The 9,568-nt window shown below is 68.3% G+C and carries 9 protein-coding genes and 1 pseudogene; 3 read left to right on the top strand and 7 right to left on the bottom strand.

Features of this window, described 5'->3' with window-relative positions; all coding sequences use genetic code 11:
* Together IQ458_RS19045 and IQ458_RS19040 are read left to right on the top strand one after the other, a co-directional pair.
* On the top strand, nt 1-820 hold an 820-nt coding region (locus IQ458_RS19045), incomplete at its 5' end, for a FecR family protein (protein WP_203323789.1).
* A gap of 87 nt (nt 821-907) precedes the next feature.
* Nucleotides 908-3,991 (top strand): TonB-dependent receptor, encoded by a 3,084-nt coding sequence (locus IQ458_RS19040; protein ID WP_203323788.1) that lies wholly within the window; start codon nt 908-910, stop codon nt 3,989-3,991.
* Between the two features lie 94 nt (nt 3,992-4,085).
* On the opposite strand, the gene IQ458_RS19035 is transcribed toward IQ458_RS19040, so the two are convergent.
* Both IQ458_RS19035 and arfB read right to left on the bottom strand, forming a co-directional pair.
* Nucleotides 4,086-4,646, bottom strand: coding sequence for a lysophospholipid acyltransferase family protein (locus IQ458_RS19035; protein WP_203323790.1), 561 nt, complete (start codon nt 4,644-4,646; stop codon nt 4,086-4,088).
* Nucleotides 4,647-4,692: 46 nt separating this feature from the next.
* A complete protein-coding gene (gene arfB, locus IQ458_RS19030; RefSeq protein WP_183639609.1) occupies nt 4,693-5,127 on the bottom strand; it encodes an alternative ribosome rescue aminoacyl-tRNA hydrolase ArfB in 435 nt (144 codons plus the stop codon).
* Nucleotides 5,128-5,254: 127 nt separating this feature from the next.
* Between arfB and IQ458_RS19025 the strand changes: the two are divergent.
* Nucleotides 5,255-5,764: pseudogene (locus tag IQ458_RS19025) on the top strand (DUF2059 domain-containing protein); the annotation flags it as partial.
* A 211-nt stretch (nt 5,765-5,975) separates the two neighbouring features.
* Here the strand turns inward: IQ458_RS19025 and ung are convergent.
* From ung to rhlB, 5 genes are all read right to left on the bottom strand, one after another.
* Nucleotides 5,976-6,698: a uracil-DNA glycosylase gene (ung, locus tag IQ458_RS19020; protein WP_203323786.1), complete on the bottom strand. Its 723-nt coding sequence runs from the start codon at nt 6,696-6,698 to the stop codon at nt 5,976-5,978.
* Nucleotides 6,699-6,798: 100 nt separating this feature from the next.
* On the bottom strand, nt 6,799-7,626 hold the full coding sequence (locus IQ458_RS19015) for a response regulator (protein ID WP_183639612.1): 828 nt from the start codon (nt 7,624-7,626) through the stop codon (nt 6,799-6,801).
* A 9-nt stretch (nt 7,627-7,635) separates the two neighbouring features.
* The gene (gene ftsX / locus IQ458_RS19010) at nt 7,636-8,577 is read right to left on the bottom strand and encodes a permease-like cell division protein FtsX (protein ID WP_203323785.1); all 942 of its coding nucleotides are present in this window, start codon (nt 8,575-8,577) and stop codon (nt 7,636-7,638) included.
* Nucleotides 8,574-9,260: a cell division ATP-binding protein FtsE gene (gene ftsE, locus IQ458_RS19005; RefSeq protein WP_141455105.1), complete on the bottom strand. Its 687-nt coding sequence runs from the start codon at nt 9,258-9,260 to the stop codon at nt 8,574-8,576. The genes ftsX and ftsE overlap by 4 nt, the downstream gene beginning before the upstream one ends.
* A gap of 90 nt (nt 9,261-9,350) precedes the next feature.
* A partial coding sequence (gene rhlB / locus IQ458_RS19720; RefSeq protein WP_235997010.1) for an ATP-dependent RNA helicase RhlB occupies nt 9,351-9,568 on the bottom strand: 218 nt, incomplete at its 5' end.

Raw genomic sequence — 9,568 nt, 5'->3', positions numbered from 1 at the left:
GCCGGCTTCGGCGGGCGGACCGCCGGATCTCGCCCGGCTGGTGTTCGCGCCGCGCAGACCGGAGCGCACGGCCAGCTGGCCGCGCCTGCTGGCCGCCACCTTCACCGGCGTGCTGGCGCTGGCGGGCGCGGGACTGGGCGCGCACCACTATTTCTACGGGGTCATCGAGCAGGCCTCCTACGCCACCGCGCTGGGCGACTTGAACCGGGTACCGTTGAGTGATGGCTCCGGCGCCACGCTCAGCAGCGACAGCCGCATCGCGGTCAGCCTGTCGCGGCGCGAACGGCATATCGACCTGCAGCGCGGCGAGGCGTTCTTCGAGGCCGCCAAGGATCCGCACCGACCGTTCGTGGTCAGCGCCGGGCCGCGCCAGGTGATGGCGGTGGGCACGCGCTTCGCGGTGCGGCGGGACGGTCCCGATCTGCGTGTGGTGGTCACCGAGGGCACGGTGCGGCTGGAAGCCTCGCCCGATGCCGAAGGCCACCTGCAGCCGACCACCCTGTTGCCGGCCGGCAGCCTGGCCATCGCCAGCCGCAACGGCGTGGTGGTGCGCACCGGCTCGGTCGCCGACGCCGAACGCCTGGTCGACTGGCGCAGCGGCTTCGTGACCTTCCGCGATACCTCGCTGGCCGAGGCCGCGTCCGAGTTCAACCGCTACAACGCGCGCAAGATCGTGATGGGTGATCCCGCCGTCGGCGCGCTGCGGGTCGGCGGCAATTTCCGCTGGTCGAACGTGGACGCGTTCGTGCGGCTGCTGGAGCAGGGCTTCCCGGTCCGCGCCGAGACCGGTACGGACCGCATCGTCCTGCACAGCCTCTGACCCGTCCGGGGGGCGGGGGATTTCCCCGGCTCGTTCGTCCTGATAGCCAAGGGCGCCTTCCCGTGCGCCCATGGGGAGAGCCATCCAATGCGGTCGTCGTTGCGTGTCCTGTTGTTGAGCCTGGCCTGTTCAGCCGCACTGAGTGCGCAGGCGCAGAATTCCAAACCCGCGCAGGTCAACATCCCCGCCGGGGATCTGGTGGCGGCGCTGGATACGCTGGCGCGTCAATCCGGCACCCAGTTCGTGTACCGCGCCGACCAGCTCAAGGGCCTGCGCACCCGGGGCGTGCAAGGCAATCTCCCGGCCGACCAGGCGCTGGATCGCGTGCTCAGCGGCAGCGGCCACGTCGCCCGCCGCGACGCCGCCTCCGGCGCGGTGGTGATCGTCCGCCAGGATGCCCCGCCGCGCCCGGCGCCCGCCGCCCGCCCTACTCCGGCTCCCACCGGCCAGTCCGCTGAGGCCGCCGAGGAGCCCGTCACCCAACTCGAGAACGTGCAGGTCACCGGTTCGCGCATCCCGCGCGCGCAGATCGAGGGTCCGGCCCCGATCACCGTGGTCACCGCCGAGCAGATCCAGTCCGCCGGCTTCACCTCCGTGCCGGACGTGCTGCGCTCGCTCAGCCAGAACAGCGGCAGCGTGCAGGGCCAGCAGAACACCACCAGCGCCCAGTCCACTCCCGGCGCGCAGGCGGTCGACCTGCGCGGCCTCGGCCCGAACCATACCCTGGTGCTGATCAACGGCCGCCGCATCGCCGACTTTCCGCTGCCTCTCAACGGCCGCAGTAACTTCACCGACATCGGCAACATCCCGCTCGGCATGATCGATCGCATCGAAGTGCTGACCGGCAGCGCCTCGGCGGTGTACGGCTCCGACGCGATGGCCGGCGTGATCAACTTCATCCTCAAGAAGTCCACTGACGGCACCACCATCGACTACCGCTACGGCGACACCAGCCGCGGCGGCGGCGAGTCGCACAAGCTGACCCTGACCACCGGTTTCGAGCGCGGCGAGTTCAGTGGCATCGTCGGCGTGGAGTTCCTCAACAAGCGCCCGCTCTGGGGCTACGAGCGCAGCGTCCAGGATTCGACCCTGGATGCGCCGACCTCGCGCCGCCGGTTGCCGCGCCTGACCGCGCAGCTCTATGACTGGGACGACGACGTCAACATCGCCCCGGCGGACGGTTGCGCGGCGATGGCCGGCCTCAACCAGGGCACCACCGTGCTGGCCGAGGACCGTTTCGGCCAGCCGTACTGCGGCAGCGAGCGCGCCATCGCGTATCGCACCATCCAGAACGAGCGCAAGGGCTACAACGCTTACGGTTCGTTCGAGTACCGCTTCTCCGACACGCTGTCCTGGTTTGCCGATGTCCAGTTGGGCCGCCAGGAGGTCAAGCTGCTGACCGGCACCAATGGCAACGACGTGGTGAGCGATGTCATGGGTTGGGAGTTCCACGACCCGGCTTCGACCGACAACAACGACAAAGTGTTCTACAACGCCGTCACCGGCCACTACGAGACCTGGTCGCGCCAGTTCACCCCGGAGGAAATCGGCGGCCTGCGCAACCGCATGAACACCACCACCCAGAAGACCCTCGCGGTGACCACCGGCCTGCAAGGCGCTTTCGGCGAGGCCTGGAACTGGGAAGCGGCGTACAACCATTCGCAGTACAAGGCCGACGTGGGCATGCCACGCATCTGGGCCGAAGCGGCCAACCGCCTGTTCCTGGGCGAACGCCAGGGTTACGACGCCGACGGCTACGCAATCTACAGCCCGGATCCGGCGCGCCTGTTCACCCCGCTCACCCAGGCCGAGTTCGCCAGCATCGCGGCGATGTCCACCTTCCGTCCGAAGGCCGAGAACGACAACCTGAGCTTCACCCTGGACACGCCGTCGCTGTTCACCCTGCCGGCCGGCGACGTCGGTTTCGCCGCCGCGATCGAGTACGGCCGGCAGTCGTACGAGATCAATCCCGATCCGTACGCGCTGACCGCCGACGCCTACTATGGCCCGCGCTACGGCGACGGCGAGGGCGACCGCGATCGCTGGAGCGTGGCGGGCGAATTCCGCCTGCCGCTGCTGTCCTCGCTGCAGGCCAGCCTGGCCGGCCGCTATGACCGCTACGAATACGGCAACAAGAATCCGGGCAAGTTCACCTACAGCGCCGGCCTGGAATGGCGCCCGTTCGACACGCTGCTGGTGCGCGGCTCCTACGGCACGGGCTTCCGGGCGCCGGACATGCACTACCTGTTCGCCGGCGATGACTACTACCGCACCCTGTCGACCGACTACTTCCAGTGCCGGACCGACGAGCCTGGCTTCAGCGACGGCGACTGCTACGACGACGGCACCTGGGACATCAACACCTTCGACGTCTACACCGGCAACATGGACCTGGACGTGGAAACCAGCAAGTCGTTCACCGCCGGCTTCGTGTGGTCGCCGGTGTCCTACTTCGACCTGGCCGTGGACTACTACAAGATCGAGGTGTCCAACCAGGTGCAGACGCAGAGCCGCGAACTGCTGCGCTCGACCGAGGCCGACTGCCGTCTGGGCGTGACCGACTCCGGCGCGTCGGTCGACATCAATTCGCCCACCTGCGTGGACGCGCTCTCGCGCGTCATCCGCGACCAGGACGGCTTCATCACCAGCGTGCACTTCAGCCCGATCAACATCGCCAAGGAGGAAACCTCGGGCGTCGACGTGACCGCCAACTACCGCCTGTTGACCGCCAGCGCCGGCGACTTCGTGTTCCGCGCCAACTACAACTGGACCCATCGCCACACCCGCCAGCTGTATCCGGGCGATCCGACCGAGGACATGCTGGACGTGAGCTTCGCGGACACCACGCTGCCGCGCAACAAGGGCAACGTCGGCGTGAGCTGGGACAAGGGCGCGTTCGGGGCCAGCCTGTTCGGCAACTACGTGGGCCGCGTGGCCAACTACAACAACGATGCCTGGACAGAATCGACCTGGCGCTTCAATGCCGGCGCGCGCTACGACGTGACCGATCACCTGCGCATCTCGCTGTCGATCAACAACCTGTTCGACAAGATGCCACCGCGCGACGCCACCTGGGCGAACTATCCGTACTACGACACCTCGTGGTTCGATTCGTTCGGCCGCAGCTACTACCTGCAGTTCACCTGGAAGCTGGGCGGATCGGCGCTGTAAGCCAGCCACCGGTTCCGGATCGCAACATGGAAAACCCGCCTCACGGCGGGTTTTCTTTCGGGTTCATTCCGGCGGACGCGTCATCCGCGGGCCATCACACCGTCCCGCGGTTCTTGCCCTGCCAGGGCCGGTACCAGGCGCGGATCGCGGCCATGTCGACCTCGGCATCGCCGGTGGGGTAATAGACATCGCCAATGCCGATGGTTTTTTCGGGGTAATGGAAATAGGCCATCAGGATCGGCACCTGCGCCTGATGGGCGATCTTCAGGAAACCACCCTTCCACTTCTCCACCCGCTTGCGGGTGCCCTCGGGAGTCAGCGCGAACCACATCCGCTCCGACTCGCGGATCATCCGCACCGCCTGCTCCACCGTGCCCTGCGGCGAACTTCGATCCACCGGTACCACGCCGAGCTTGCGCAACAGCGGCGACAGCGGCCACCAGAACAGCTGCGCCTTGCCCAGCACGCGCACCTTGAAGCCCATCGCGATCTTCGCCGCCATGCCCCAGATGCCGTCCCAGTTGGACGAATGCGGCGCCACGATCAGAACCAGCTTGGGGATATCCGGCAACGTACCCACCACCTTCCAGCCGAAGGTGCGCAGGAAGGTGCGCCCCATCCAGCGGGTGAACCGGTTGGGCGGCACCTGCGGCATGTTCGGCGGAATGGCGGGGATGACGTCCTGGGCGTCGCTCAATCGATTACTCCCAATGGCTCTTCTGCGAACGGCCGCGCTTGACTTCGCTGCGCTCGCGCTTGGCGTCCAGGCGCCGGGCCTTGGCCGCACGCGATGGCTTGGTGGCGATGCGGGGCCGGGGCACGTGCATCGCCGCGGCGATGAACGCGGCCAGGCGCTCGCGGGCGTCCTGCCGGTTGCGATCCTGGGTGCGGAAACGCTGGGCGTCGATGACCAGCACGCCCTCGTCGGTCAGGCGCCGGTCGCGGCGGGCCAGCAGGCGTTCGCGCAGGGGTTCGGGCAACGACGGCGACCGCGCCACGTCGAACCGCAGTTCGACCGCGGTGGCCACCTTGTTGACGTTCTGCCCGCCCGCGCCGCTGGCGCGCACGAACCGTTCCACCAGTTCGTCGTCCGGAATCGCCAGCGTGGGCGTGATGTCGAGTCGTCCGCTCCCCATGCGCGGATTGTAGTGGAGGTCGCGTACCGCCCGCATGACAGCGGGCCGGCCGGCGCACGTGATTTAACGCCTCGTTTACTTCCACCTCGGCACCATGCAGACCCTCTGTTTTCCGTATGGACGCCCGATGAAGAAGATGCCGCTGTTTTCGCGCCTGGTCATGATCGCGGGGCTGGCGCTGGGGGCCGGCACCGCCTGGGCGGCGGAACCTTCGGATGCGGACATCGAGAAACTGCTGCAGGCCTCGCGTGCCGAGAGCATGCTCAACGCGATCATCCCGCAGATGGAAACCATGCAGCGCCAGCAGTTCGACCAGCTGATGGCCGGCAAGGAGCTGACCGCGGAGCAGCGCGCCGAAGCCGACCGGATCATGGCCAAGACCAACGAGATCATGCGCAAGGCACTGTCCTGGCAGGAAATGCGGCCGCTGTACGTGGATGTCTACAAGAAGACCTTCACCCGCGAGGACGTGCGCGCGATCACCAAGTTCTACGAGAGCCCGGCCGGCCGCAGCCTGCTCGACAAGACGCCCGCGCTGATGCAGAACCTGATGGGCGCCATCCAGCAGAAGATGGTCCCGATGATGGAAGAGCTGCAGGCCGAGATCCAGAACGTCACCCCGGCTCCGGTACCCGCCCCGCCGGTCACCCCGTCGCAGCCGCGACGCAAGAAAAAGCGNCAGGCCGAGATCCAGAACGTCACCCCGGCTCCGGTACCCGCCCCGCCGGTCACCCCGTCGCAGCCGCGACGCAAGAAAAAGCGCTGACGTAGAGCGGAGCTTGCTCCGCTGGCGGGATATCTGGATGTTCGCGTTGCCCGGGTCGTCGCGCAGCGGAGCAAGCTCCGCTCTACGCCAGCAGGGGATCCGGGGGGAGCTGCGCGAGCGGGGGCAGGCGCCAGTCGATCGGGGCCTGGCCGCGCTCCTGCAGATAACGGTTGGCCGCGGAGAAGTGGCCGCAGCCAAGGAAGCCCCGGTGCGCCGACAGCGGCGAGGGATGCGGCGCGCGCAGCACGCGGTGCCGGCGCGCGTCGATGACCTTGCCCTTGGCCTGCGCGTAGCTGCCCCACAGCAGGAACACCAGGCCTTCGCGCTCGCGCGCCAGGGTCTCGATGACGTGATCGGTGAAGCCTTCCCAGCCCTTGCCCTGATGGGCGCCCGCGCGTGACTCCTCCACCGTCAGCACCGCGTTGAGCAACAGCACGCCCTGCCGCGCCCACGGCAGCAGGCAGCCGTGATCCGGTGGCGCGATGCCCAGATCGCTTTGGATTTCCTTGTAGATGTTGACCAGCGACGGTGGCACCGGCACGCCCGGACGCACCGAGAAGCACAACCCATGCGCCTGCCCCGGCCCGTGATACGGATCCTGGCCCAGGATCACCACCTTGGCGGCGTCGAACGGCGTCGCCTCGAACGCGGAGAAAATCTGCGGACCCGGCGGATAGATGCGCGCCCCGGCCGCCTTGCGCTGGCGCAGGAACTCCGACAGCGCCTGCATCTCCGGCCGCAGCAACCAGTCGCCGACATGCTGTTTCCAGGAGGGTTCGAGCTTGATGCGTTCGGGGTCGGACATTTAGCGAAGGGATTCGGGAGTGGGGATTCGGGATTGGCATGGTACCCAACACGCCCCTCGCCGTTGCCAATCCCCAATCACGAATCCCCAATCCCGGCCCTCAACGCCCTTCCATCCGCGCCAGCCGCAGCTGGAACAACACCTTGGTGACCAGCAGGCGTTCCTCGATCGGTTTGAGCACCAGATCATTCGCGCCGGCCTGCAGCAGCACGGCCTGGTTGTCGCGGTTGCTGTCGCCGGTCATCACCAGGATGGGCAGGCGGCGCTTGCCGTAGGCGAAGTCGATGCGGATCCGCTGCACCACGTCGCGGCCGCTGAGTTCGCCCTTCAGGGTCACGTCGGTCAGCACCAGGTCGAAGCGGTGGGTCGAAAGGCCGAGCGATTCGGCGGTGAGCAGGGCGAAGGCATCCTCGGCGCGCAGCACGTGCACCACGTTGAGCGATTGCCGTTCCAGCATGCGCTTGGTGGTCTCCGCGACCACCCGGCTGTCTTCCACGTACAGGATGGTCGCACCGGGAATCGGCTCGGGCTGCACGTAGCCGCGGATGAAGGCGGCCAGCGCCTCGTGTCCCAGCGACTTGTCGAAATAGTCGGTGACGTATTCGTTGAAGCGGCGTTCTTCCAGGTGCTGCTGCGCGTCGCCGGACACCACGATCACCGGCACGTAGGCCTGGCCGGACGCTTCGCGCACGCTGCGCGCGATTTCCATGCCGTCACCGTCACGCAGCGCAAGCGCGGTGGTGACCAGGTGGATCTCGCCCTCGGCCAGCGCCCTGCGTGCCTCGGCGAGGCTGGCGCAGCCGATCACGTTGACGCCGGGCAGGTCCCGTTCGAGCACGTCGGCGATGAGCTTGCGCACCAGCTTGGAACCGTCGACCACCATCACCCGGGGGGCGTCGCTGATGAGGTGCCGGAGCGCGTCGGACATGCGGGCGGGTCAGGTGGTGGTCGGGCGAGTCTGCCGCAAGAAGTGTCCGGTCACCAGCCATGCGCCCAGCCAGCCGATCACTGTTGCCCCGGCCAGCACGGCGACGGCGCGCAACGGATCCAGTCCGGCCAGGGCGAAGCGGCTACCGTAGCTCTGCGCCAGCGCGGTCAGCGAAGGCTGCAGGGCGGCGCCGGCGGCCACCAGCAGGCCCAGCGCCAGGACGCCGGCGACCAGCCCGTACCAGGCGCCCAGATAGATGAAGGGACGGCGGATGAAGCCGTCGCTGGCGCCCAGCAGCTGCAGCACGCCGATTTCCTCGCGCCGCGACTGGATGTCCAGCCGGACCGTATTGCCAACCACCAGCAGCGCGCCGATACCGAACAGCGCGGCCAGCACCCAGACCAGGCGTTCGCCGAAACCGAGCCAGCCGCGCAGGCGGTCGCGCCATTGCGCGTCGTGCTGGATCAGATCGGCTTCGGGCAGGCGTTCGAGCATCGCCACCAGCCCGGTCTCGTCGCCGCGCGGGGTCACCTGCAGCAGGGTCGGCAGCGGATTGCCCTCCAGCGCGTCCAGGCTGGCGCCCAGGCCGCTGCGCTCGCGAAACTCGGCCAGCCCCTGCTCGGGCGTGCGCAATTCCACCTTGGCCACGTCGGCGCGGCCGCCCAGCTGGACCGCCAGCACCCGCGCGCGCGGCTCGGGCACGTCGAGCTTGAGGAAAACGTCGATGCCGCGCGATTCGCTGACATCGCCGGCGAACTGCTCGACATTGGTCAGCGCCAGCCACAGGCCCAGCGGCAGCACGAACGCCACCGCCATCACCCCGATGGTGAGCAGGGTGGCCCACGGCCGCCGCACCAGCCGGCCCAGGCTGGAGACGAAGCTGTAGAGATGCTGGTCCAGCCAGATGCCGAAGCCCGAGCGCGGACGCGAGAAGCGGTTGCTGTCGTTCATTCGGCCAGATCCGCGGGCGAGATGTCGTCGACCAGCTGGCCGTGGTCCAGCACCAGCACGCGCTTGCGCATGCGCTTGAGCAAGGCCAGATCGTGGCTCACCACCAACACGCTGGTGCCGCGTTCGGGCATGGAGGCGAACAGTTCCATGATTTCCGCGGCCAGGGTCGGATCGAGATTGCCGGTCGGTTCGTCGGCTACCAGCAGCTTGGGCTCGGCGACGATCGCCCGGGCGATGCCCACGCGCTGTTGTTCACCGGCCGACAGCTGGGTCGGCAGCGCCTTCTCGCGATGGCCCAGGCCGAGCCGGGCGAGCACTTCGCGAACCCGCTTCTGCACGTCGGCGCGCCGCTCGCCGCGCAGGATCAGCGGCAGCGAGACGTTCTCCATGATCGTGCGATCGGTCAGCAGGCGATGGTCCTGGTGGACCGCGCCGACCTCGCGGCGATGCAGCGGTATGCGTCCGCCGCGCACCTTCAGCAGGTTGCGGCCGGCGAACACCACCGCGCCGCGGCTCGGCCGTTCGCTCAGGTGGATCAGCTTGAGCAGCGTGCTCTTGCCGGCGCCGGAATGGCCGGTGACGAACAGCATCTCGCCCTCGGCCACTTCGAAGCTGACCTCCGACAGGGCGGTGTGCCCGCCGGGATACTGCTTGCTGACGTTTTCGAATCGAAGCACGCTCATGCGGCGATTATGCCGGAGCGCCCAACGCGGAAGCGATGCCCGCGTGGCGCCGGCATCGACGCGGAGGCGATGCCGGGCACCGGGTCGGCGTCAGCCGCCGACCAGCGACTTCAACTTGCGGCCCAGGCGGCTGAAGAACGACGGCTTGTCGTGCTTGCCGGCGACGGGCGCGTTCGCGGCGGGCTTGCCAGCGGCAGGCGCGGACGTGGACGCGGCGATGCCGGCGTCGGCGTTCTCCACCGGACGGCCATGACGGCGGCGGCGGCGCTTGCGGGGACCGCGTTCGCCCTCGGCGCGCTCCGGATGCG

It is taken from the genome of Pseudoxanthomonas beigongshangi, from assembly GCF_016820515.1.
Classification (GTDB): Bacteria; Pseudomonadota; Gammaproteobacteria; order Xanthomonadales; family Xanthomonadaceae; genus Pseudoxanthomonas_A; species Pseudoxanthomonas_A beigongshangi.
The sequence above is the reverse complement of the archived record's forward strand: the minus strand, read 5'-3'. Positions and strand labels throughout refer to the sequence as shown.